Annotated in this window: 19 protein-coding genes; 11 read left to right on the forward strand and 8 right to left on the reverse strand. The window is 62.5% G+C overall.

The features are described from left to right. The first annotated feature begins 7 nt into the window (after window positions 1–7). The 9 genes from NKI21_RS12715 to lpxB all read left to right on the forward strand — a co-directional run bounded on the left by NKI21_RS12715 (window position 8) and on the right by lpxB (window position 9,886). Complete coding sequence (locus NKI21_RS12715) at window positions 8–742, forward strand: isoprenyl transferase (RefSeq protein ID WP_023812930.1); 735 nt, start codon at window positions 8–10, stop codon at window positions 740–742. Continuing rightward, a complete protein-coding gene (locus NKI21_RS12720) occupies window positions 739–1,554 on the forward strand; it encodes a phosphatidate cytidylyltransferase (RefSeq protein ID WP_023812929.1) in 816 nt (271 codons plus the stop codon). Before NKI21_RS12715 ends, NKI21_RS12720 begins: the two co-directional genes overlap by 4 nt. Window positions 1,555–1,658: 104 nt before the next feature. Further along, window positions 1,659–2,801, forward strand: coding sequence for an RIP metalloprotease RseP (gene rseP, locus NKI21_RS12725; protein ID WP_023812928.1), 1,143 nt, complete (start codon window positions 1,659–1,661; stop codon window positions 2,799–2,801). A gap of 217 nt (window positions 2,802–3,018) precedes the next feature. Beyond that, entirely contained in the window at window positions 3,019–5,385 is a 2,367-nt protein-coding gene (gene bamA / locus NKI21_RS12730) for an outer membrane protein assembly factor BamA (protein ID WP_352442395.1), read from the forward strand. Window positions 5,386–5,460: 75 nt separating this feature from the next. Beyond that, window positions 5,461–6,519 (forward strand): UDP-3-O-(3-hydroxymyristoyl)glucosamine N-acyltransferase, encoded by a 1,059-nt coding sequence (lpxD, locus tag NKI21_RS12735; RefSeq protein WP_352442396.1) that lies wholly within the window; start codon window positions 5,461–5,463, stop codon window positions 6,517–6,519. Next, entirely contained in the window at window positions 6,512–6,979 is a 468-nt protein-coding gene (gene fabZ, locus NKI21_RS12740) for a 3-hydroxyacyl-ACP dehydratase FabZ (protein WP_013531753.1), read from the forward strand. Before lpxD ends, fabZ begins: the two co-directional genes overlap by 8 nt. A 13-nt stretch (window positions 6,980–6,992) precedes the next feature. After that, complete coding sequence (lpxA, locus tag NKI21_RS12745) at window positions 6,993–7,826, forward strand: acyl-ACP--UDP-N-acetylglucosamine O-acyltransferase (protein WP_352442397.1); 834 nt, start codon at window positions 6,993–6,995, stop codon at window positions 7,824–7,826. Next, entirely contained in the window at window positions 7,798–8,715 is a 918-nt protein-coding gene (locus NKI21_RS12750) for an LpxI family protein (protein ID WP_352442398.1), read from the forward strand. The genes lpxA and NKI21_RS12750 overlap by 29 nt, the downstream gene beginning before the upstream one ends. Next, the gene (gene lpxB, locus NKI21_RS12755; RefSeq protein ID WP_128303625.1) at window positions 8,708–9,886 is read left to right on the forward strand and encodes a lipid-A-disaccharide synthase; all 1,179 of its coding nucleotides are present in this window, start codon (window positions 8,708–8,710) and stop codon (window positions 9,884–9,886) included. The genes NKI21_RS12750 and lpxB overlap by 8 nt, the downstream gene beginning before the upstream one ends. A gap of 68 nt (window positions 9,887–9,954) precedes the next feature. Here the strand turns inward: lpxB and gltA are convergent, their stop codons facing one another. Both gltA and gltX read right to left on the reverse strand, forming a co-directional pair. Then, entirely contained in the window at window positions 9,955–11,283 is a 1,329-nt protein-coding gene (gltA, locus tag NKI21_RS12760; RefSeq protein WP_027036654.1) for a citrate synthase, read from the reverse strand. A 185-nt stretch (window positions 11,284–11,468) separates the two neighbouring features. After that, a complete protein-coding gene (gene gltX, locus NKI21_RS12765) occupies window positions 11,469–12,893 on the reverse strand; it encodes a glutamate--tRNA ligase (RefSeq protein WP_352865808.1) in 1,425 nt (474 codons plus the stop codon). Between the two features lie 102 nt (window positions 12,894–12,995). On the opposite strand from gltX, the gene NKI21_RS12770 reads away from it, so the two are divergent. Beyond that, a complete protein-coding gene (locus NKI21_RS12770; RefSeq protein ID WP_352865811.1) occupies window positions 12,996–15,446 on the forward strand; it encodes a ComEC/Rec2 family competence protein in 2,451 nt (816 codons plus the stop codon). Here the strand turns inward: NKI21_RS12770 and lexA are convergent. From lexA to NKI21_RS12790, 4 genes are all read right to left on the reverse strand, one after another. Then, complete coding sequence (gene lexA / locus NKI21_RS12775) at window positions 15,440–16,180, reverse strand: transcriptional repressor LexA (RefSeq protein WP_013531746.1); 741 nt, start codon at window positions 16,178–16,180, stop codon at window positions 15,440–15,442. The genes NKI21_RS12770 and lexA overlap by 7 nt on opposite strands. A gap of 412 nt (window positions 16,181–16,592) precedes the next feature. Next, complete coding sequence (gene kynU, locus NKI21_RS12780) at window positions 16,593–17,840, reverse strand: kynureninase (RefSeq protein ID WP_352631554.1); 1,248 nt, start codon at window positions 17,838–17,840, stop codon at window positions 16,593–16,595. A gap of 79 nt (window positions 17,841–17,919) precedes the next feature. After that, the gene (gene kynA, locus NKI21_RS12785; protein ID WP_027036649.1) at window positions 17,920–18,756 is read right to left on the reverse strand and encodes a tryptophan 2,3-dioxygenase; all 837 of its coding nucleotides are present in this window, start codon (window positions 18,754–18,756) and stop codon (window positions 17,920–17,922) included. Then, the gene (locus NKI21_RS12790; protein WP_352865816.1) at window positions 18,753–20,378 is read right to left on the reverse strand and encodes an AMP-binding protein; all 1,626 of its coding nucleotides are present in this window, start codon (window positions 20,376–20,378) and stop codon (window positions 18,753–18,755) included. Before NKI21_RS12790 ends, kynA begins: the two co-directional genes overlap by 4 nt. Before the next feature lie 309 nt (window positions 20,379–20,687). Here NKI21_RS12790 and NKI21_RS12795 point away from each other — a divergent pair, with 309 nt between their 5' ends. Further along, window positions 20,688–21,518, forward strand: coding sequence for a hormone-sensitive lipase (locus NKI21_RS12795; RefSeq protein WP_023812915.1), 831 nt, complete (start codon window positions 20,688–20,690; stop codon window positions 21,516–21,518). Window positions 21,519–21,566: 48 nt separating this feature from the next. Here the strand turns inward: NKI21_RS12795 and NKI21_RS12800 are convergent, their stop codons facing one another. Together NKI21_RS12800 and moaC are read right to left on the reverse strand one after the other, a co-directional pair. Next, complete coding sequence (locus NKI21_RS12800; RefSeq protein ID WP_023812914.1) at window positions 21,567–22,772, reverse strand: molybdopterin molybdotransferase MoeA; 1,206 nt, start codon at window positions 22,770–22,772, stop codon at window positions 21,567–21,569. Then, entirely contained in the window at window positions 22,772–23,254 is a 483-nt protein-coding gene (moaC, locus tag NKI21_RS12805; protein WP_023812913.1) for a cyclic pyranopterin monophosphate synthase MoaC, read from the reverse strand. The genes NKI21_RS12800 and moaC overlap by 1 nt, the downstream gene beginning before the upstream one ends.

Here is a 23,254-nt window from a genome sequence, read left to right on the forward strand (position 1 = left end):
CAAGAACATGGCAACGCCCGCGCATGTCGCGATCATCATGGACGGAAACGGACGCTGGGCCAAGGCGCGCGGCATGCCCCGTCTTGCGGGCCACCGTGCCGGTGTCGAGGCGCTGCGCAAGACGGTGCGCGCGGCACCTGGGCTCGGCATTTCCTACCTGACCGTCTATGCTTTCTCGTCGGAGAATTGGTCGCGGCCGAAGTCCGAGGTCAGCGACCTGATGGGCCTCTTGAAAATGTTCATCCGCCGTGACCTTGCTGAACTGCACCAGAGCGGTGTGCGGGTTAGAATCATCGGCGACCGGGCAGGGCTGCAGTCTGATATCAGGGGACTGCTCGATGAGGCCGAAACGCTGACGGCCGCAAACGAATCGCTGACGCTGGTGATCGCCTTCAACTATGGCGGACGAGACGAAATCGTTCGCACGGCACAAAAGCTTGCGGCGGCCGTGGCGCGTGGCGAACTCGACGCCGAGGCGATATCAGCCGAAAGTTTTGCCGGCGCGCTTGATACGCAAGGCATTCCCGACCCGGAACTCGTCATCCGCACCAGCGGCGAGCTTCGGTTGTCAAACTTCCTTCTGTGGCAAGCCGCCTATAGCGAACTCGTCTTCCTGCCTTGCTATTGGCCCGACTTCAGCCGCGAGCACCTTGCGGAAGCTTTGCGTGAGTTTGCTGGCCGCGAACGCCGTTTCGGCGGACTTGGAGGCCAGGACGTCGCTTCGCGACCGGCCGCGGGATGAGCAATCTTCAACTCCGTATCGTTTCGGCGATCGTGCTCGCCATCATCACTCTCGGCTTGACCTGGATCGGCGGTTTGCCGTTCCGGCTGCTGTGTGCCGTGATCGTAGCGGCGATCTTCTATGAATGGACCCGCATGTCGCGGCCAACCGGGGCAACGGGTCTGGGTTTCCTGCCGGAAGCACTGCTGGTTGTCTTCATTGGCGCCTTGATTGGCGGCCTGGCCTCCTCCTGGCTGCTACCGCTTGTGGCGGCCATTGTTGCCGCAACGGCGATAGCCGCCTCGGTTCGCAAGACCGGACAATGGGATGCGAGCGGCCTTGCCTATGCCGCGGTTTCAGGCCTGTCGCTCGCCTTGCTGCGGGATGGCGATCGTTCAGGCCTCATTGCCATCCTGTTCCTGTTCGCGGTCGTCTGGGCCACCGATATCCTTGCCTATTTCGTGGGGCGCGCCGTTGGGGGGCCGAAACTGGCGCCGGCGATCTCGCCCGGCAAGACGCGCAGCGGCGCACTCGGCGGCGCTGTCGGCGGCGTCGTCGCCGGGCTGGTCCTCGCCGCAGCTGCCGGTGTCGGCAATCTGGTATTGCTCGGCTTGGTCGCGCTCGTGCTGTCGATTGTCTCGCAGGCAGGCGACCTGTTCGAATCCTGGATCAAGCGCCGCCATGGCCGCAAGGATTCGGGGGCGCTCATCCCGGGCCATGGCGGCGTCATGGATCGTGTCGACGGGCTTGTCGCAGCGGCATTCGCCCTATACGTCATCGGCTGGATTTCGGCGAACGCCGATCATCCGGCGCAGGGTCTGTTTCCCGTTTGAGCGATGTCATTTCAGGGTCCTATGCGCGGTGCGCCTTGGATTCGCCCGGATTGGTGTCACAGTCACGGCGCAGTCTGCGCCGTGGAAGAATTTGAGGGTTTGTCTTGAACGAGATTCTTCACGCGCTTTTCAGCACAGAAGGCTTTGTCCTGGGCACGCTGGTGCCATTCCTCTTCGTGCTGACAGTGGTCGTGTTCGTCCATGAAATGGGCCATTACCTTGTCGGGCGCTGGTGCGGCATCGGTGTCAGGGCCTTCTCGATCGGCTTCGGCCCGGAACTTTTCGGCTTCAACGACAGCCACGGCACGCGCTGGAAACTGTGTGCGATACCGCTTGGCGGCTATGTCAAATTCGTCGGCGACATGAACGCCACATCGAGCCAGCCCACGTCGGAAGAAATTGAAACGCTGACCGAGGAAGAGCGCAAGGTCGCCTTCCACACGCAGCCGATCTGGAAGCGCGCGGCAACGGTGGTGGCCGGACCGTTGTTCAATTTCCTGCTGACGATCGTCGTCTTTTCCGTGCTGTTCACCGCCTATGGCCGCTATGTCGCCGAGCCCATGGTGGCCGAGGTGACCGCCGACAGCCCGGCGGCGAAGGCCGGCATTCTTCCCGGCGACCGATTCGTCAGCGTCGACGGCAACAAGGTCGAAACCTTTGGCGACGTTCAACGCCTGGTCTCGGGCCGTGCCGACGACGCAATCACCTTCGTCATGCTGCGCGACGGCCAGGAGGTCACTGTGACCGCGGCGCCGCGGCTGATGGAACAGGAAGACGCGCTCGGCAACAAGGTCAAGGTCGCCGTGATCGGTGTCGTCAATAACAAGGAACTCGGCCAGCCGAGGCTCATCACCTACACGCCGGTCGGAGCGGTCGCGGCGGCGGTCGAGGAAACCGGTCACGTCATCCAGCGCACCGGCCAGTTCCTGCAGCGCTTTGTTGTCGGGCGCGAAGACAAATGTCAGCTGGGCGGTCCGGTGAAGATAGCCGACATGGCGGGCAGGGCTGCGAAACTGGGATTCGAATGGCTCGTGCAGCTGGTTGCACTGCTATCCGTTGGCATCGGAATTCTGAACCTTTTGCCGATTCCCCCCCTCGACGGCGGTCACCTCTTGTTCTACGGGGTGGAGGCTGTCATTCGCCGTCCGGTGTCGGAACGGATGATGGAAATGGCCTATCGGGCCGGGTTGCTTCTGGTGCTGTGCTTCATGGGGTTCGTTTTTTGGAACGATCTGTTTGGGTGCTGAAATCATGAAGAAATTTGGCTTCTGCATGGACGATGTTGAGACGCCGTTTACCATGCAAGGGGATATGAGTGACGCGAAAGCCACGCCGCAGGGTTAAGTAAATACAAATTAACCAGAAGCCTTGCGTGTAGGGAAAATCCGGTTAATACGGTAGGGGAAATTACCGCACGTCCGGTTTTCTCGCCGTGGGGACTACGAGAAAAGGTTATTAAGCCCGATGAAGGCAGCATCCAAGTTTCTAAGCGCCGCGTCCGCGGTGACCCTGTCCGCGGCCATGGTCGTGCCAGGCGCGCTCGCAGTGCAGTTCGTTGCCACATCGGCGGCTGAAGCCGCTGTCGTCAGCAGAGTCGAAGTGAGCGGCAATCAGCGTATCGACGCTGAGACCATCCGCAATTACATCACCATCAAGCCGGGCAAGGCTTTCTCCAGTTCCGATATCGACGGTGCGGTCAAGGCGCTCTTCGGCACAGGCCTGTTTTCGGACGTGCAGATCAACCAGGTCGGCTCGACGCTGGTGGTCAAGGTTGCCGAGTACCAGGTTGTCAACCAGGTGCTGTTCCAGAACAACAAGAAGCTCAAGGACAATGCGCTTGCGGCGGCCGTGCAGCTGAAGCCGCGCGGAACGTTCTCGCAGGCGACGCTCGATGCCGACGTGGAATCGGTCAAGGCTGCATACAGGCGCATTGGTCGCGACGATGTGACCGTGACCACGCAGGTCATGCAGCTTGGCGACAATCGCGTAAATGTTGTCTTCAACATCGCTGAAGGCGATCGCACGCAGATCGCGGCGATCAATTTCGTCGGCAATAGCGCCTATTCCAGCCGCCGCCTGTCGGATATCATCAACACCAAGCGTTCGTCCTGGGTTTCCTTCATCCTGCGCGACGACGTCTATGACGACGACAAGCTGCGCGCCGACCAGGAGCTGCTGCGTCGCTTTTACTACAATCATGGGTATGCCGACTTCCAGGTCGTGTCCGCTGTCGGTGAACTCGACAGTGCGACGAACAAGTACACGGTCACCATCACCGTCCAGGAAGGCGACCGCTACACGTTCGGTGACGTCAGCGTCGAGAGCTCGATCCCTGAAGTCGACGGCAAGTCGCTGGAATCGGTGATCGAGACCCACAAGGGTGACGTCTACAACGCCAAGAACGTAGAGGATTCCATCATCGCGCTGACCGAGAAGGTGGCCGGTTCCGGCTATGCCTTCGCGCAGGTCACGCCGCGCGGCGACCGCAATTTCGAGAACCACACCATTTCGGTTGTCTATACGATCGACCAGGGCACCAAGGCCTATATCGAACGCATCGAGATCCGCGGCAACGATCGCACGCGTGACTATGTCATTCGCCGTGAGTTCGACGTCAGCGAAGGCGATGCCTTCAACCAGGTGCTCATCCAGCGCGCGAAGAAGCGTTTGGAAAACTTGAATTACTTTGAGAAAGTCGACATCTCGACCGTGCCGGGCTCGCAGCCTGACCAGGTCGTTCTGGTGGTCGATGTGGTCGAGAAATCGACCGGCGAGTTCTCGGTAGGCGCTGGTTATTCGACCGGTGGCGACACGGCCGGTCCGTCGGTCGAAGGCTCGGTGACCGAGCGCAACTTCCTCGGTCGTGGCCAGTTCATCAAGCTGTCGGCGGGCGGCGGCAAGAATTCACGCGACTACAGCCTGTCCTTCACCGAGCCTTATTTCCTCGGACGGCGCATCGCTGCCGGTTTCGACATCTTCAAGCAGACCAGGGAATACGACAACTACGAAAGCGACACTGTGGGCGCGACGGTGCGCTTCGGTCTGCCGATCACCGACAGCATCTCGACCCAGTTGGCGTACAACATCTCGCAAGAAAAGTATAAGCTGGAAGACGATTGCGTGACCGGCGGCGTTTACGATCCGGCGAAGTGTGACGTTTCCACGGCTATCCTGGATGGCATCGAACAAAGCCCTTGGATCAAGTCGTCGGTCAGCCTCGGGCTGGTCTACAACACCATCGACGATATGAAGAGCCCGCACGAGGGTATCTACGCCACCACGACGGTAGAAGTCGCAGGCCTCGGCGGTGATGCCAAGTTCGTGAAGGTCACGGGGCGCGGCAGCATCTACCAGACGTTGTCGGAGCAGTACGACCTAGTCGGGCTCATTTCAGGTGGCGCTGGCCATGTTGAAGGATACGGCAGCGATGGTCTGCGGATCTTCGATCAATTCCAGAGCACCGATCGCATGATCCGTGGCTTTGCCTATGGCGGCATCGGTCCTGTCGATATTGCTACGGGCGACCATCTCGGCGGCACGACCTATTTCAATGCGTCCGCAGAAGCTCAGTTTCCGTTGCCGGTCGTACCGGAAAGCTTCGGCTTGCGTGGCGCTGTCTTCGCGGATGCGGCAACGCTCTATGGAAGCAAGGTCGACACCGCTGGCGTCACCCAGGACTCGGTCGGCATGAAGTTGCGTGCCTCGGTCGGCCTCGGCCTGATGTGGGCGTCGCCGTTCGGTCCGATCCGTATCGACTATGCGATCCCGGTCAAGAAGGAAGCGCGCGACGACGTGCAGGAATTCAACTTCGGCATATCGACCCGCTTCTGATCGGCGGCCAACGATGCTCCCGGGTCTTCAGGGTCCGGGAGAAATGTTCCGACCTAGCTGGATATAGCTTCTGGAATGACCGATCCGGTGTTCTTCGCGCCATCACGCCGGTATACGGCGGGCGAAGTCGCGAATCTGACCGGCTCGGTGCTCGTCGATTCCGGCCACTCAGATATTTCGATCGAAGCACTCGCGCCAGCCAGCGAGGGCGGCGAGAATGCGCTCGTCTTTGTCGACGGCAAGCGCAATTCCGCGCTGATGCCGTCGCTGCGGGCAGCCGCGGTCCTGTGCCCGGCGGAATTTGCCGGCAAGGCGCCGGCCGGCGTTGCCGTTCTGGTTCATCCGCGTCCGCAACAGGCCTTCGCGTTTGTCGGGCGTCTGCTGTTTCCGAGGGCGGCGACACCAGGGCCGATGACCAGTGAAACCGGCGTCTCGCCGCACGCTCATGTCGATGCGACCGCGCATGTCGAAGCCGGTGCCGTCATCGAGGCCGGCGCGGTCATCGGGCCAGGCGCTTCGATCGGCAGCGGTACCGTCATCGCCCCAAATGCGGTCATCGGACAATCCTGCCAGATCGGCCGCGACGGCTATGTCGGTCCAGGCGCGAGCGTCCAGTATGCCTTGATCGGCAATCGCGTCATCATTCATGGCGGTGCCAGGATAGGCCAAGATGGTTTTGGGTTCGTCGGCGGGGCCAAGGGGCCCGAGCGCGTGCCGCAGATCGGTCGTGTCGTTATCCAGGACGACGTCGAGATCGGCTCCAACACCACCGTCGATCGCGGCGCCATGTCCGATACGGTCATCGGCCAGGGCACCAAGATCGACAATCTCGTGCAGATCGCCCATAACGTCCGCATCGGCCGCAATTGCATAATAGCCGGGCTTTCGGGTATTTCGGGTTCTGTGATCGTGGGTGACAATGTCACCATGGGCGGCGGCGTCGGGCTTGCGGATCACCTGACCATAGGGACAGGGGCCAAGCTTGCCGCCAGAAGTGGATTTATGAGCAATGTCCCTGCAGGCGAGATCTGGGGCGGCTATCCGGCACAGCCGATGGCGGAAGCCATGCGGGAGATAGCCATGCTGCGCAAGCTCGCCAGGACCCGCAAACAGGGCGAGGGAGGCAATGGCTGACATGATCGCGTCGACGACGCTGGAAGCGGTCGACATCATGGGGCTGATGAAGCTCCTGCCGCACCGCTATCCGTTCCTGATGATCGATCGTATCGTCGACATCGATGGCGACGAATCCGCCATCGGCATCAAGAACGTGACCATAAACGAGCCGCATTTTCAGGGCCATTTCCCTGAGCAGCCGGTCATGCCGGGTGTGCTCATCGTCGAGGCGATGGCGCAGACGGCCGGCGCCATCTGTATCCGCAGCCTGGGCACCGAAAAGCCGTCGCTGGTCTATTTCCTGACCATCGACAACGCCAAATTCCGCAAACCGGTCGTTCCCGGCGACCAGTTGAAGATCTATGTCAAGAAAATCAAGAAACGCGGCAACCTGCTCAAATTCGCTTGTGAAGCCATGGTCGACGGCGCCAAGGCGGCCGAGGCCGAGATTTCAGCCATGATGGTCACCAGCGACTGACGATCGAGTGCTTATGAAAATCAGAACATCCATTCATGCTTCCTCCATTGTCGAGGAAGGCGCCCAAATCGGCCAAGGCGCGCGCATCGGGCCGTTCTGCCATGTCGGGGCCGATGTGGTGATCGGCGACGACGTCGAACTGGTCAGTCATGTCTCGGTGATGGGCGCGACGTCGATCGGCGCCTCGACCAAGGTCTACCCGATGGCGACATTGGGCGCGCCGCCGCAAAACACCAAGCACAAGGGCGGCCGAACCACCTTGGTCATCGGCAGGAACTGCACGATCCGCGAAGGCGTGACCATGCATCTCGGTACGGATTCCAGCCGCGGCGAGACCACGGTCGGCGACAATGGCAATTTCCTTGCCTACGCCCATATCGCCCATGATTGCGTCGTCGGCAACAATGCGACGTTCGCCAATGGCGCAACGCTGGGCGGCCACTGCGAGGTCGGTAACAATGTCTATATCGGCGGCCTGACCGCAGTGCATCAGTTCGTCCGCATCGGCGACAACGCCTTTCTGGGCGGTTGCTCCGCGATCGTCGGCGATGTCATCCCCTTTGCCATCGCGGTCGGTAACCGCGCCAGCCTGCGCGGTCTCAACATCATCGGCCTCAAGCGCTCCGGTCTGCCGAGGTCCGAAATCCTTGTGCTGCGCAAGGCTTACAGGATGATCTTCGATCGTTCCCGCACCGTTGGCGAGAACATCGAATTCGCCAAGGCGGAGTTCGTGTCGTCGCCGACCGCCATGAAGATCATCGATTTCATTACCAGTCGCGGCAAGCGGCACTATGCTGTGCCGTCGCTCAAGGGCGGCGATGGCGACGATGTCGATGACGAAGACTGAGACAGCGGCAGCGCGTCTTGATCTTCCGCCGGGCTCCAGGGTCGGCATCATTGCCGGCGGCGGCAGTCTGCCGGTCGAAGTCGCGGCCGGTTCGGCTGAACAAGGTTATCCGCCCTTCGTCATCCTGATGGAAGGCGAAGTCGACCGCATCGCGGAACTCTCCCGATACGATCACGAAAACCTCGCTCTGGAAGGTATAGGCTCGCTCGTCCCATTGCTGCGGCGGCACCGGATCACCCATCTGGTGCTTGCAGGCGAGATCAAGCGCCGGCCGCGATTGCTTGCGCTGCGCCCCAGTCTCAGCCTGCTCGCGGTGATTCCTTTGGTCGTCATGGCGCTCGCGCGTGGCGATGATGGTCTTCTAAAGATCTTGGCACGGGGCCTCGAAGCGCGTGGAATAAAGGTCGTTGGCGCCCACGAAGTAGTGCCGAATCTTGTCGCCGCCGAAGGCGTGCTGACCAAGGCCGAACCGCGAAAATTGGACTGGCGTGATATTGAGGCGGGCCTTGCGGCAGCAAAGGCCATCGGGGCGCTGGATGTCGGCCAGGCGGCGATCGCGGTTGGCGGCCGGGCAATCGCGCTGGAAGGCATCGAAGGAACAGCCGGCCTGCTTGATCGTGCGAAGCTGCTGCGCGGCCACGGCCGTATTGCGGGCAAGACCCGCGGCGTCCTCGTCAAGTGCGCCAAGCCTGGTCAGGAACTGCGCGCCGATCTTCCATCCATCGGTCCGCAGACGGTCGAGGCAGCGCACGCGGCCGGGCTCGCCGGCATTGCCGTCGAGGCGGGACGCTCGCTGATCCTCGAAGGTCCTGGAACCATCGCACGCGCCAATGCACTCGGCCTGTTCGTCCTTGGCCTGCCTGTCGCCACGGAGCCGCGCAATGGCTGACAGGGCATTGAAGATCGCGATCGTTGCCGGAGAGGAGTCCGGCGACCTGCTCGGCGCCGACATAGTACGCTCGCTCAGGCAGGCGGCCGGGCGCGAGGTGCAACTCGTCGGCCTCGGCGGCCGTCATTTGCAGGCGCTGGGACTGGTCTCGCCATTCGATGCCGGTGAGATCGCCCTCATGGGGTTCAGTGCCGTCCTGCGCGACCTGCCGCGCCTGATACGGCGGATCAGCCAACTGGCCAAGACCGTTGCCGACGAAAAGCCGGACTGCCTTGTCACCATCGACAGTCCGGACTTTTCGTTGCGCGTCGCCAAAAAGGTGCGTGCGGCCAACCCGTCGATTCCAATCATCCACTATGTCTGCCCGAGCGTATGGGCGTGGCGGCCGGGCAGGGCGGTGGCGATGAAGCCCTATGTCGACCACATCCTCTGCATCCTGCCTTTCGAGGTCAAGGAGCTCGATCGGCTCGGCGGGCCACCGGGCACTTATGTCGGGCATCGCCTGACCCACGATGCGGGCTTGCTGGCCGCAGCCAAGGCGCAGGAGCTGCCGCGCGACCTTTCTCCTGATCGCGTCAAGACCCTGCTCGTCCTGCCCGGTTCGCGGCGTGGCGAGGTACGGCGGCTGCTCGACCCGTTCGGCGAGACGGTGTCGATTCTGCGTGCGCGTGGCCACCGCCTACGGCTGCTGCTGCCGACCGTTCCGCATGTCGCCGACCTCGTCAAATCCTCCGTCAACCGCTGGGATGAAAAGCCTGAGATCATCGTCGATCCCCAACGCAAATGGCAGGCTTTCGGCAAAGCCGATGCGGCGCTGATCGCGTCCGGGACGGTATCGCTGGAACTGGCGCTGGCCGGCGTGCCGATGATTTCCTGCTACAGGCTCGACCCGGTCGCGCGCGTCTTGGCGCCGTACCTCGTTTCCGTCTGGTCGGCGCTGCTGCCCAATCTGATATCGGATCGAGCGCTTATTCCGGAATTCTACGACGGCTACATCAAGCCGAACAATCTGGCCCGGCAATTGGAAGCCCTGTTCGCCGACAGCGGCATGCGCGCCTGGCAGAAGAATGGATTTGCAGAGATCACGCGGCGCATGGCGACGGATAGACCGTCCGGCGAGATCGCCGCGCAGGTGGTGATGCGGTATATCAAGAGAGGGAATAGTCAGTAGGGAGTAGGGAAGTTGACCGTGCCTACTGCCTACTGCCCAATCCCCAATCCCCAATCCCTACTCCCAATTCACCGCTTGGCGATCGGCACGTAGTCACGCTCGGGTGCGCCGGTATAGAGCTGACGCGGGCGGCCGATCTTCTGGCGCGGATCCTCGATCATCTCTTTCCACTGGGCGATCCAGCCGACGGTGCGGGCGACCGCGAACAGCACGGTGAACATGGTGGTGGGAAAGCCCAGCGCCTTCAGCGTGATGCCGGAATAGAAGTCGACATTCGGGTAGAGCTTCTTCTCGATGAAATAGGAATCGGTCAGCGCGATCTTTTCCAGCTCCATGGCGATGTCGAGCAGCGGATCGTCCTTGATGCCGAGCTCGCCCAGAACCTCATGTGCCGTCTTCTGCATGATCTTGGCGCGCGGATCGTAGTTCTTGTAGACGCGGTGGCCAAAGCCCATCAAGCGGAACGGGTCGTCCTTGTCCTTGGCGCGGGCGATGAATTCGGGGATATGATCGACATGGCCGATCTCGCCAAGCATGTTGAGCGCCGCTTCATTGGCGCCGCCATGCGCCGGTCCCCACAGGCAGGCTATACCGGCGGCGATGCACGCAAACGGGTTGGCGCCCGACGAGCCGGCGAGACGAACGGTCGAGGTCGAGGCGTTCTGCTCGTGGTCGGCGTGCAAAATGAAGATGCGCTCCATGGCGCGCGCCAGCACCGGGTTGATCTTGTATTCCTCGCACGGCACGGCAAAGCACATGTGCAGGAAGTTGGCGGCGAAGTTGAGCTCGTTCTTCGGGTAAATGAACGGCTGGCCGATGTGGTATTTGTAGGCCATCGCCGCGATCGTCGGCATCTTGGCGATCAGCCGCATGGAGGCAACCATGCGCTGGTAGGGGTCGGAGATGTCGGTGGAGTCGTGGTAGAAGGCCGACAGCGCGCCGACCACGCCGCACATCACCGCCATCGGATGCGCGTCGCGGCGGAAGCCGGTGAAAAAGCGCGACATCTGCTCATGCACCATGGTGTGGCGCGTCACGCGATAGTCGAAGTCGTCCTTCTGCGCCTTGGTCGGCAATTCACCGTAGAGCAGGAGATAGCAGACCTCGAGGAAATCGCCATGTTCGGCCAACTGGTCGATCGGATAGCCGCGGTGCAGGAGGATGCCGGCGTCGCCGTCGATGAAGGTGATTTCGGACTCGCAGCTTGCCGTCGAGGTGAAGCCGGGATCGTAAGTGAAGGCGCCGGTGGTTGAGTAGAGCGAGGCGATGTCGATGACATCAGGCCCGACTGAACCACTTCGCACCTTGAATTCATGGGTCTTGCCGGCGAATGCAAGCGTTGCCGTGGCCTCCTGGGTCTTGCCGCCCAAATCCATTTTTTTCGCAGCTTCGGTCATTGCAAACTCCTTCTTGTTTCCTCATGCCGGCAAAGGCAAAATTCTGCAGAGCGACACGTCGAAAATCACCGCAATGCGCGTATTCGCCACCGCATTTCAGGAGGTGCGTGCCAGATTGGGCCAAGGCCTAATGTTGCACTGCGAAACCCGCCTTTCAATGCCAATCTTCTTGGGCCAGTTTGCTCCTAATCGATTTGATCTGAGATGCGCGCCAGGCTTTCCTCGCGGCCGAGCACGGCGAGCACATCGAACACGCCCGGCGAGGTGCTTTTACCGGTCAACGCAGCGCGCAAAGGCTGGGCCACCGCGCCGAGCTTGTGACTGCCGCCCGCTGCCACCTCGCGGATCGCCGCCTCCGCCGAGGCGGCTGTCCAGTCACTCGCAAGCCCGTTCAAAGCTTCGTGAGCACTGCGCAGGATCTTGCGGGCATCGTCGGTAAGCAGAAGGGCCGCCTTGTCGTCGATCGGCAGGGGGCGCGTGGCGAACAGGAAGGCCGCGCCATCGACGAGCTCGACCAGTGTCTTGGCGCGCTCCTTCAGGCCCGGAAGCGCTGCCAGCAACTGCGCCTTGGTGCTGTCGTTCAGGCGCGCGGCGATCGCCGGGCCACCTTCGAGATGGGGCAGGGTGGCGATGAAGATATCGAACAGCTCGGCATCGCTCATGCGGCGCATATGCGCGCCGTTGATCGCTTCCAGTTTGGCGAAGTCGAAGCGCGCCGCGCCCTTGTTGACGTCGCCGATATCGAACCACGAGATCATATCCTTGATCGACATGATCTCGTCGTCGCCATGGCTCCAGCCGAGGCGCGCCAGGTAGTTGAGCAGCGCCTCCGGCAGGTAGCCCATGGCGCGATAGGCCTCGACGCCAAGCGCGCCGTGCCGCTTCGACAGCTTGGCGCCATCGGCGCCGTGGATCAGCGGGATATGCGACATGGACGGCACGTCCCAGCCCATGGCGTTGTAGATGACGGTCTGGCGGGCGGCATTGGTCAGATGATCATCGCCGCGAATGATGTGGGTGACGGCCATGTCATGATCGTCGACGACGACGGCATGCATGTAAGTGGGATTGCCGTCCGAACGCAGGATGATGAAGTCGTCGAGATCCTTGTTGGGAAAGCGCACGTCGCCCTGGACACGGTCATGAACGATGGTCTCGCCTTCGGTCGGCGCCTTGATGCGGATGGCGCCCTTGGCGCCTGCGGGCGCCTCTGAGGGGTCGCGGTCGCGCCAGCGGCCGTCATAGCGGGGCGGCAGCCCCTTGGCTCTGGCAGCCTCGCGCATGGCCTCCAGTTCGGCTGGCGTGGCATAGCAATAATAGGCCATGCCCATGCGCACGAGCTCCTCAGCCACCTCGCGGTGGCGCGGCGCACGCTCGAACTGTGACACCGGCTCGCCGTCCCAGCTCAGGCCAAGCCAGGAAAGCCCGTCGAGGATGGCAGCCGTCGCGGCTTCATTGGAGCGTTCACGGTCGGTGTCTTCGATGCGCAGCAGCATCGTGCCGCCAGTGTGCTTTGCATACAGCCAGTTGAACAGCGCCGTGCGCGCGCCGCCTATGTGCAGATAGCCGGTGGGCGAGGGGGCAAAACGGGTGACGACCTTGTCGGACATGGAACTCTCGGAAACCATCTGAAGCGGGGTGCGGTTGCGCGGACTTTCGCGCGCCCGGCGTTCATGTAGCATAGGGTGTCGAGGGCGCAAGGGGCAGACCCGATGGCTGGACGAGGCTGGGGCTCGGATCAGGGCGAGGACGCTGCCATCGGCGTCAGCGAACGGTCCCTCTTTGCGCCTCTGCCATTGCCGTCGCCCCTCCTGCCGGATCCCGGCCAAGCGCCGTTACAAGCGGATGTCGCCGCCTCTGTTCCTGTTGCCGAAACCGGCAGGATCGTTCGCGTGCGCCGGCAAATCAGCCTGACATCACTGCCTCGCCTGCGCCACAGCGTGAACACGGCGGCGAGCCTGGAACTCGACCGGGGCGTGGCCTTCCTGCTGGTGCCGGTCTGCCTGGCGATCGGAGCGATCGGCTATTTTTCGCTGGCGGCGGAGCCTGACTTTGCGAGACCTGTCGCGGTTGTCATTCTGACGGGGATCTGTGCGCTGGTCTCGCGTTCATGGCCGAAGACCCATCTGTGTTTCATGGCGGCACTTTTGTGCGCCCTAGGACTGCTTGCTGCCAAGGTCGAGACGTGGCGTGCGGGCACACAAATGTTGGGCTCGGAAATTTCGACGCAAGTCACCGGCCGCGTCGTCTCGCTCGACCGGATGGAAACCGGCCGTATCCGGCTGACCATCGACGTGACATCGACCGCAAGACCGAAACTGCGCTATGCGCCGGAACGGGTGCGGCTTTCGGCACGCAAGATCCCGGCTGACGTGACCGCCGGCTCCCTCATCACCGGATATGCCAAGCTCTTGCCGCCGACCGGGCCGGTGCGGCCGGACAGCTATGACTTCTCCTTCGACAGCTACTTTGCCGGCATCGGTGGCAGCGGGTTCTTTCTCGGCAATCCAAAGCTTGTCGTCAACGATGACGGCGACATGCCGCTGCCGGCCCGAATTTCCTCTAGCGTGGAAAATGCCCGTGAAGGCATCGCCGACCATATCAGGGCGAGCGTCGGCGGCGCCGAAGGCGAGATCGCCGCGGCGCTGATCGTCGGCGTGCGCGCCGGCATTCCCGATGACATCAATGAGGCGATGCGACGTACCGGCATCTACCACATCATCTCCATTTCGGGACTGCACATGGCTCTGGTCGCAGGCACCATCATGGGTTTGCTGCGCGGCGCCTTCGCCTTGTTTCCCGACTTTTCCGCGCGTCGCCCGGTCAAGAAGTATGCCGCCGCCGCCGCACTGTTCTCGATCGCGGCCTATCTCATCATCTCGGGAGTCGTCGTTGCCGCCGAGCGCAGCTTCATCATGCTGGCGGTGATGCTGATTGCCGTGCTGTTCGATCGAGCAGCACTCACCATGCGCAATCTGGCGATCTCGGCGATCGCCGTCATCGTGGTGTCGCCGCATGAGGTGGTCGGCCCGAGTTTTCAGATGTCGTTCGCCGCGACCGCGGCTCTGGTCGGCGCCTATGCCGGCTGGGCGGATCACCGCGCGGGAAAAGCAAGACCGCCGCCGCCAAAGCGATCCGTGCCCGGTTTCCTGACGCGAAAATTCCTGCTGGCGGCAACCGGCCTTGCCATGACCTCGATCATCGCGGGAAGCGCGACGACGCTGTTTGCCATCTGGCATTTTCAGCGTGTCTCGCCGCTCAGCCTGTTTGCCAATCTCGCGGTAATGCCGATCGTCACCGTCGTCATGTTCCTGGCCGTCGCCAGCGCGCTGTTGATGCCTTTCGGATTGGATTGGCCGGCTCTCTACCTGATGGGTAAGGGCCTGACGATGATGATCGCCATATCAGGCTGGATCTCCGAGCGTTCGCCTGTCGATGGGGTCGGGCTGATTTCGCAGCAGTCGGTCCTGTTGGTGGCAATTGCCCTGGTCATCGCGACAATGGCGACAACTTGGCTGCGGCTCGCTGCTCTGCCATTCGCGCTGGCAGGCTTGCTGACCGTCTCGGATACGCGCACGCCGGATGTGCTAATCTCGGAAGACGCCCGGCTGGTGGCGTTGCCGATCGGTGGCGGCGAGCTTGCCGTCAGCCGGGAACGGCCGAACGAATTCACCGTCGACAACTGGAAACGCGCCCTGACATCAGAAACCATCGTCGTGCCGGAGGTGTTCGACAACAGCGATGGGCAATTCGATGTCGCGGATGCCGTTGATCTGCCGCTGGGATCGCCGTTCTATTGCTCCTCAGGCGTTTGCGTGGCCAGGCACATGTCCGGTGCGATCATTGCCTATGTCGAGGACCGCAAGGACGCCTGGAAAGCCTGCGGCTTCGCCGAGCTGATCGTCATCAATGACGCCACCGCGTATGACGCCTGTCACAATCCGCTGGTTCTCGTCATCACCAAGCGGCAACTGGCTCGCAAAGGCAGTGCCGCGGTCTTCTTCGATCGCCAATCGGCGACCACGCCGGCGACGATCAGCTTCGCGGTGGACAGCCCATATCGGCCCTGGCACACGCAACGCAAATACTCTCGTGAGGCAAGGGGGCTGGCACCCTTCAAGAAACCGGAGAAGCCAGCGGCCAACCCACAGCCGCCTCAGTAGCGGCGGATCAGGCCGACGAGCTTGCCTTGCACCTTGACCCTGTCCGGGCCGAAAATACGGGTTTCATAGGCCGGATTGGCGGCTTCGAGAGCAATCGAAGCGCCCTTGCGGCGGAACCGCTTCAGCGTCGCTTCCTCTTCATCGACCAGCGCCACGATGATCTCGCCGGGGCTCGCCGTGTCGGCATTGCGGATGATGACGGTGTCGCCGTCGAAGATACCGGCCTCGATCATCGAGTCTCCCTTGACCTCCAGCGCATAGTGGGCGCCGCCCATGATCATGTCCGGCGGCACCGAGATCGAATGCGTCTGATGCTGGATGGCATCGATCGGCACACCGGCAGCGATACGGCCCATGACCGGGATCGACACGGCGGAGACCGCATCGTCATCATTGCCGGGCGAGGGCATCCGCGAAGGCGCCGGCTTGATCTGCCGGCCAAGGGCGCCACCCTGACCGAGACTGCCCTGGATGACGCTTGGCGAAAACTTCTTTGCCGCGTTGAGACCGGGCGCGATCGAGTCCGGCAATCGCAGCACTTCCAGCGCGCGTGCCCGGTTGGGCAACCGGCGAATAAAGCCGCGCTCCTCAAGTGCGGTGATCAGCCGATGAATCCCGGATTTGGAGGCAAGGTCAAGCGCCTCCTTCATCTCGTCGAAGGATGGCGGAATGCCGCTCTCCTTCAGGCGTTCATGGATGAACATCAGCAGTTCATGTTGCTTGCGCGTCAGCATGGCGGCCCCCAGGTTACCTGAAACCAGAATCGAAAAACAAACCCAGAACAAACCCTATCTGTTCCAGTTGTGTTCTGCAACCGTTTAAAGTTTAATGAATTTGTTAAGGCTGCTGAAATTATTTGGCGCTTGCCAGCGGGTCGCGATCAACAGGCGCTAGGCACGGCGATGCGCCTGCTCACATTGAAATTATTATGGTTAATGACCTGTGGCTCATCCTCGACCCAAGGCTTGGCATTATTAGTCTATCGACCTCCACAAAGGACGATATCAATCTTCGGGACGTTCGTTTGCCGTGAACGAAACGGAGCCAAAACGCCAACGTCTGTTGGCATTTGTGGCTGGAAATTCAGCCCTCCGTCATCTGCCAAGGCAGTGAGGGCGGCGGCGGTGGATCGCGGGGATCGTTGCGTCAGGTAACGGCTTCCTTGACCGCGAAACGGCGGTCCTTCCATGCGCCCGTGCGCAGAATATCCTCCAGCACCTCAACCGCCAGCCACACATCCTTGTAGCCGACATAGAGCGGCGTGAAGCCGAAACGGATGGTCGATGGCGCACGAAAATCACCGATGACGCCGCGCTCGATCAGCGCCCGCATGATTTGATAGCCGTGATCGTGAAGGAACGACACCTGGCTGCCGCGCCTGGTCGCGTCGCGGGTGGTCTCCAGCGTGAGACCGTAGGCGCCGCACCTGGCTTCGACGAGCTGGATGAACAGTTCTGTCAACGCGACACTCTTCTTTCGCAATGCCGCCATGTCGACGTCATTCCAGATGGCAAGCGCGCCTCTGAGCGCCCGCATCGACAGGATCGGCTGAGTGCCGCACAAAAAGCGGCGGATGCCGGTGCCGGCAACATAACCCCGTTCGAAGGCAAAGGGCCGCGCATGGCCCCACCAGCCGCTGAGCGGCTGGCTGATATCGCCGTGGTGGCGCTGCGCGGCATAGATGAAGGCCGGTGCGCCCGGACCGCCGTTGAGGTACTTGTAGGTGCAGCCGATGGCGAAATCGGCATTTGCGTGATCGAGCTCGACGGGCAGGGCGCCGGCGGTGTGGCAAAGATCCCAGACGATCAGCGCTCCGGCCGCATGAGCTTTGCGCGTCAGCGCCGCCATGTCGCGCAGTTCACCCGATTTGTAATTGACGTGATTGACCAGCACCACCGCGACGTTTTCGTCGATCAGCTCTTCGATGGTCGGCGCGTCGACACCCGCGAGGCGCAGCAGGACGCCATCCCGGGTCGAGGCCACGCCTTCGGCGATGTACAGGTCGGTGGGAAAACTGTCACCTTCGGCGACGATGGCCGACCGGCCGGGCCGCATCTCCATCGCCGCGTGCAGCACCTTGTAGATGTTGGTCGATGTCGTGTCGCAGACAACGGTCTGGCCGGCCGCGGCTCCTATCAGGCGTCCGAGCTGGTCGCCGAGTTCGATTGGCATCTCGAACCATCCGGCCGTGTTCCAAGCTCGGATGAGATCCTGGGCCCATTCTTGGGTCGCCGCCTGCTGCAGCTCGCTGAAAACGGCATGAGACGCTGCCCCCAGTGAATTGCCGTCGAGATAGATCATCCCCTCCGGCAGAATGAAACGGTCGCGCATGGCCCGCAGCGGATCCGTGGCATCCATCGCTTCGACTGCGGCGAGATCAGGAATTCCACTCATGGTCGGTCAGTCCCCGGTTGTTCGCGAAGGGTTTTCCGCCACAGCGCGTCCCCTCGGTGTGCCTGTTTTCATTTCGACGTCAGAGCCGGGTGCGGACCGTCCACAGCTCCGGGAACAGCACGACCTCGAGCATTTTCTTCAGATACGAAGCACCCGACGTGCCGCCGGTGCCGCGTTTCAGGCCGATGATGCGCTCCACCGTGGTGACGTGGTTGAAGCGCCAGCGGCGGAAGTAGTCCTCGAAGTCGACCAGCTTCTCGGCCAGTTCGTAGAACATCCAGTAGCGCTGCGGATCGCGGTAGATGGTCTGCCAGGCGACCAGCACCTCTTCATTCTCGGTTCGCGTCTCACGCCAGTCCGTGCGCCTGGCATCGGCACCGATGTCGAATCCGTTGCGCGCCAAAAGCAGCAGTGCCTCGTCATAGAGCGACGGCTCGGCCAGGATCGCTTCCAGCTTCCCGCTCAGGTCGGGCCGATGCTTGTGCGGCCCGAGCATTGCCAGGTTTCGGTTGCCGGCCATGAACTCGATGGCGCGATACTGCCAGGACTGGAAACCCGAGGACTGGCCGAGCGCGTCGCGGAACTCGGTGTATTCGCTGGGCGTCATCGTCCGCAGCACGTCCCAGGCATTGTTCAGCTGCTCGAAGATGCGCGCAACGCGCGACAGCATCTTGAAGCTCGGCTCGAGCCGGTCGGCGCGGATCGAGCGGATCGCGGCGCCGATCTCGTGCAGAGCGAGCTTCATCCAGAGCTCGGAGGTCTGATGCTGGATGATGAACAGCATCTCGTCATGCGCCGATGACAGCGGCGTCTGGGCCTCCAGCACTTTCTCCAGGTGCAGATAGTCGCTGTAGGACATGCGCTCCTTGAACGACATCTGGGCGCCTTCGGACGCCGGATCGTATGGCTCGCTCAATTGATTTTCTCCGTGCGCAGCCGGAAGCGCTGGATCTTTCCGGTCTGGGTCTTGGGCAGAGCGGCGATGAATTTTACCGATCGCGGATATTTATAGGGCGCGATCGTTGCCTTGACATGGTCCTGCAGGCGCTTGATGGTGAGGGCGTCGGGCGCGACGCCCTGCACCAGCACGACATGCGCCTCGACGATCTGGCCGCGTTCGGCGTCCTCTGCACCGATCACCGCGCATTCGGCGACGTCCGGATGCGCCAGCAGCGCCGCCTCGACCTCGGGACCGGCGATGTTGTAGCCGGCGCTGACGATCATGTCGTCGGAGCGTGCGGCGAAATGGAAGAAGCCGTCCTCGTCCTGCGTGAAGGTGTCGCCGGTGAGGTTCCAGCCGTCGCGCACATATTCCTTCTGCCTGTCATCGGCCATGTAGCGGCAGCCGGTCGGGCCGCGCACCGCCAGCCTGCCGGTCGTGCCGCGCGGCACCTCGCGCATCTCGTCGTCGAGGATGCGCGCCTCGTAGCCGCCCACCGGCTTGCCGGTCGACGCAGGCCTCATGTCATCGAAGCGGTTGGAGATGAAGATGTGCAGCATTTCGGTGGCGCCGATGCCGTCGAGGATCGGCTTGCCGGTCTTTTTCGTCCACTCTTCGAAAACCGGAGCGGGCAAGGTTTCGCCGGCCGAAACGGCAACGCGCAGCGACGACAAATCGGCTCCTTCATCCATGGCCTTCAGCATAGCGCGGTAGGCGGTCGGCGCGGTGAAGGAGATCGTCGCTTTGTAGGTCTCGATGATGTGGATCATGTTGGGTGGCGTCGCCTGCTCCAGAAGCGTCGCCGCCGCACCGAAGCGCAGCGGAAAGATAGCGAGCCCGCCAAGGCCGAAGGTGAAGGCCAGCGGCGGCGAGCCGACGAAGATGTCGTCCGGCGTCACCTCCAGGATTTCGCGAGCATAGGCGTCGGCGATGATCAGCAGGTCGCGGTGGAAATGCATCGTCGCCTTCGGAACGCCTGTCGTGCCCGAGGTGAAGCCGAGCAGCGCGACATCGTCGCGGCCGGTGTCAACTGCGGTGAACGTTACCGGCTTGTCGAGAGCGGCACGATCGAGTTCAGCATCATGGTTGGCGGTGCCGTCGAAACCGATGACCTGCTTGAGGAATGCGCTGTCCTTGGCGCACACGGTCATCTCGTCCATCAGCCTGGTGTCGCAGAGCGCGACGGTGATCTCGGCCTTGTCGACGATCTTGGCGAGTTCGCCGGCGCGCAGCATCGGCATGGTGTTGACGACCACGGCTCCGACCTTGGTGGCGGCCAGCCAGCAGGCGACCATGGCGGGGTTGTTGGCCGAGCGGATCAGCACCCGGTTGCCCGGCTTGACTCCGTAATTCTCGACCAGCGCGTGGGCCAGCCTGTTCGTCCAGTCGGATAGTTCCTTGTAGGTGCGGCGGCGGCCATTGCCGATGAGGGCGGTGTGGTCGCCGAGACCTTTTTCGACCAGCCTGTCGGTCAGTTCGACACCGGCGTTGAGGCGTTCGGGATAGTCGAAGCCGTCGAGCAGGATTTCAGGCCATTGCTCCGGCGGCGGCAGGTGATCGCGCGTGAACGTGTCGATATGCGCTGAAGGCCCAAGCATGTCGCCGCTCTCCCGTCTGCTGCCTGGCCAGTGCGCGACGCGCCTTGGCTGGCTGTGGTGGATCCTAAGGTCCTGCTCTGAGGAAGCTTCGTACTACCCATCGCACCTGCTGAGATGCGCCCAGAAAGGGTGAACATCTGCAGGTTCGGGCAGCACAGCAGACCTCCCATTGTCGGCTGTTCGTTGGGGCAGGATCGCACCAGTCGAAATTTGTTTCAAGCCTAAAATGTTTTTGCTCAGGGCATTGACGCATGGCATGGCGGTGGCCATTGCTAGCAAGTAGCGATGCCGTCTTGGGGAAGGGCGCAGATGTTCGAACGTCACATCGTCGATTGGGATGATGCCTATGCCAACGGTGCGAATATCGCCGGCAGTGATCGCTGGCCGGCCGCATGGGCGAAGCCGGCGCAAGCATTCCGTGATGCGCTGTCGGCGCAGGGCCGGGCACGGCTCGACATCGCCTATGGCGAAGGGCCGCGCAATCGGCTCGATCTTTTCATTCCTAGTGCCGCGCCCAAAGGGCTGGTGGCGATTATCCATGGCGGTTACTGGCTGGAGACCGACAAGAGTTTGTGGTCTCACCTTGCCAATGGCGCGGTCAGCAACGGTTTTGCCGTTGCGATGCCGTCCTACACGCTGTGCCCGGACATACGCATCGCCGGCATCGTCAGGGAGATTGGGGCGGCAATCGGCGAGGCAGCGGCAATGGTCGACGGACCGCTGATGCTGACCGGACATTCGGCCGGCGGCCATCTCGCCACCCGGATGGTGACGACAACCACGCCGTTGGCTGCCGATGTGGCGCGGCGCATACGCCACGTCGTTTCGATTTCAGGCTTGCATGACCTGCGTCCGATCATGCGCACCGGCATGAACAAGGAACTGGCAATCGACGAAGAGGAGGCGCTGGCTGAAAGCCCGGCGCTGCTGCGCCCGATAAATGGCGCCCGCATCACCTGTTGGGCCGGTGGCGGCGAGCGCGCCGAATTCCTGCGCCAGAATGCGCTGCTTGCCAACATCTGGACCGGCCTCGGCGCCACCACCAGCGTCGTGGTCGAGCCCGACCGGCATCATTACAGCATTGTCGACGGCCTTGCCGACCCGGCGCATCCGCTGACGCAGAGCTTGATCTCGAACTAGAGCCGGGATCACTTTCTCGTCTGTTATGAGTGGCTTGTCTGGGATTCCTCAGCGCAGCATCAAAACGCTGCAAGCCTCGCCAGCAGCTGCTGCAGGGGCAAACGGCGCCCGCACGATCAGCCCGTTGGCGTCGGCCAGCATTCTCAGCATCGAGGAATCCTGGATACCGAACGGCGTCGCCACCGGTACGCCGTCATCTTCCCTGACCACGGCTCGGACATAGTCCTGGCGCAAATCATTGGCCGGCATTGCGGCGCCCAATCGCGCTTGGCGAACGTCCTGGCGATGATTGCGGCCGCCGAGCCGCGCCAGCAGCGGCTTCAGGAACAACTGCGAGCAGACCAGGCTTGCCACCGGATTGCCGGGCAGGCCGATGCACCTGATGTCGCCGAGGCGGCCGAACATCAGGGGCTTGCCGGGGCGCATGGCGATCTTCCAGAAGCCGAGCGTCATGCCTTCGCCGGTCAGCACGTCGTGGATCAGGTCGTGATCGCCGACCGAGGCGCCACCAAGCGTCACGATGACATCCGCACCGGCCGCGACCGCTTGTCTGATCAGGGCAGCGATAGCCTCCTTGCGATCGGCGGCAATGCCGAGATCGAGCGCGCGGGCGCCGACCGAGTGTGCGGTGGCAGCGACGCCATAGGCATTCGATGAGATGATCTGATCCGGGCCGAGATCACTGCCCGGCGGCAGCAATTCGTCGCCGGTGGCGACGATGGCGACCAGCGGCCGTTTCACCACGCTGACCCGAGGATGGTTGGCCGATGCTGCCAGCGACAGTGCCGCCGGGTCGAGTAAGCGGCCTTTTTCCAGCAGCATGTCGCCTGTTGAAAAATCGAGCCCGATGCGGCGGATATTGCGCCATTGCGCCGTCGGCTCGGTCACTTCGATTTCGCCGCCGCCGAGGTCGCGGACATTCTCCTGGATGACGATGGTGTCGGCGCCTTCGGGCAGCGGCGCGCCGGTGAAGATGCGCACGGCCTGCGTCTGGCCGACCGTGCCGTCGAAGCCACGTCCAGCCGGCGCCATGCCGATCACCGACAGCCTGGATGGGACCGACGTGACGTCGGCGGCGCGCGCCGCATAGCCGTCCATGGCGGAAGCATTGAAAGGCGGCTGGGTGCGAAGAGCAACGACCGGTTCCGCCAGAACACGATCCACCGCCTCGAACAGAGGAACGCTTTCGCCGGCTAGAGGTGCCGCACCATCGAGCAGGCGTTCAAGCGCCTCCGCGATAGGAACCAGCGCCATCAGGCGCTCGCCTTGTAGTCACCCGACTTGCCACCCGTCTTTTCGACCAGGCGGATGCCGGTGATGACCATAGCGCGGTCGACTGCTTTCGCCATGTCGTAGATGGTCAGGCAGGCCACCGAAGCGGCGGTCAGCGCTTCCATCTCGACACCCGTCTTGCCGGTGACGCGCGCCAGCGCGGTGACCTTCAGGCCCGGCAAAGCATGGTCGGGCTCGATGTCGACGGAAACCTTGGTCAAAAGCAGCGGGTGGCAGAGCGGGATCAGTTCATGCGTCTTCTTCGCCGCCATGATACCGGCGATGCGCGCTGTGCCGAGCACATCGCCCTTCTTGGCGTTGCCGGCGAGGATCATCTTCAGCGTCTCGGGCTGCATCGCGACAAAGCCTTCGGCAATCGCCGTGCGCGTTGTTTCTTCCTTGTCGCCGACATCGACCATGTTGGCCTCGCCCTGCGCGCCGAGATGGGTAAGACCTGATACCAT

Origin of the sequence: Mesorhizobium sp. M0715 (genome assembly GCF_040320355.1) — a bacterium.
Lineage (GTDB): Bacteria > Pseudomonadota > Alphaproteobacteria > Rhizobiales > Rhizobiaceae > Mesorhizobium.

What these genes read in the sequence shown, in the direction of transcription:
- NKI21_RS12715 (WP_023812930.1), top strand. Translation starts at nt 8, where the DNA reads ATGGCAACGCCCGCGCATGTCGCGATCATCATGGACGGAAACGGACGC.
- NKI21_RS12720 (WP_023812929.1), top strand. Translation starts at nt 739, where the DNA reads ATGAGCAATCTTCAACTCCGTATCGTTTCGGCGATCGTGCTCGCCATC.
- bamA (WP_352442395.1), top strand. Translation starts at nt 3,019, where the DNA reads ATGAAGGCAGCATCCAAGTTTCTAAGCGCCGCGTCCGCGGTGACCCTG.
- lpxD (WP_352442396.1), top strand. Translation starts at nt 5,461, where the DNA reads ATGACCGATCCGGTGTTCTTCGCGCCATCACGCCGGTATACGGCGGGC.
- fabZ (WP_013531753.1), top strand. Translation starts at nt 6,512, where the DNA reads ATGGCTGACATGATCGCGTCGACGACGCTGGAAGCGGTCGACATCATG.
- lpxA (WP_352442397.1), top strand. Translation starts at nt 6,993, where the DNA reads ATGAAAATCAGAACATCCATTCATGCTTCCTCCATTGTCGAGGAAGGC.
- NKI21_RS12750 (WP_352442398.1), top strand. Translation starts at nt 7,798, where the DNA reads ATGGCGACGATGTCGATGACGAAGACTGAGACAGCGGCAGCGCGTCTT.
- lpxB (WP_128303625.1), top strand. Translation starts at nt 8,708, where the DNA reads ATGGCTGACAGGGCATTGAAGATCGCGATCGTTGCCGGAGAGGAGTCC.
- gltA (WP_027036654.1), bottom strand. Translation starts at nt 11,283, where the DNA reads ATGACCGAAGCTGCGAAAAAAATGGATTTGGGCGGCAAGACCCAGGAG.
- gltX (WP_352865808.1), bottom strand. Translation starts at nt 12,893, where the DNA reads ATGTCCGACAAGGTCGTCACCCGTTTTGCCCCCTCGCCCACCGGCTAT.
- NKI21_RS12770 (WP_352865811.1), top strand. Translation starts at nt 12,996, where the DNA reads ATGGCTGGACGAGGCTGGGGCTCGGATCAGGGCGAGGACGCTGCCATC.
- lexA (WP_013531746.1), bottom strand. Translation starts at nt 16,180, where the DNA reads ATGCTGACGCGCAAGCAACATGAACTGCTGATGTTCATCCATGAACGC.
- kynU (WP_352631554.1), bottom strand. Translation starts at nt 17,840, where the DNA reads ATGAGTGGAATTCCTGATCTCGCCGCAGTCGAAGCGATGGATGCCACG.
- NKI21_RS12790 (WP_352865816.1), bottom strand. Translation starts at nt 20,378, where the DNA reads ATGCTTGGGCCTTCAGCGCATATCGACACGTTCACGCGCGATCACCTG.
- NKI21_RS12795 (WP_023812915.1), top strand. Translation starts at nt 20,688, where the DNA reads ATGTTCGAACGTCACATCGTCGATTGGGATGATGCCTATGCCAACGGT.
- NKI21_RS12800 (WP_023812914.1), bottom strand. Translation starts at nt 22,772, where the DNA reads ATGGCGCTGGTTCCTATCGCGGAGGCGCTTGAACGCCTGCTCGATGGT.
- moaC (WP_023812913.1), bottom strand. Translation starts at nt 23,254, where the DNA reads ATGGTATCAGGTCTTACCCATCTCGGCGCGCAGGGCGAGGCCAACATG.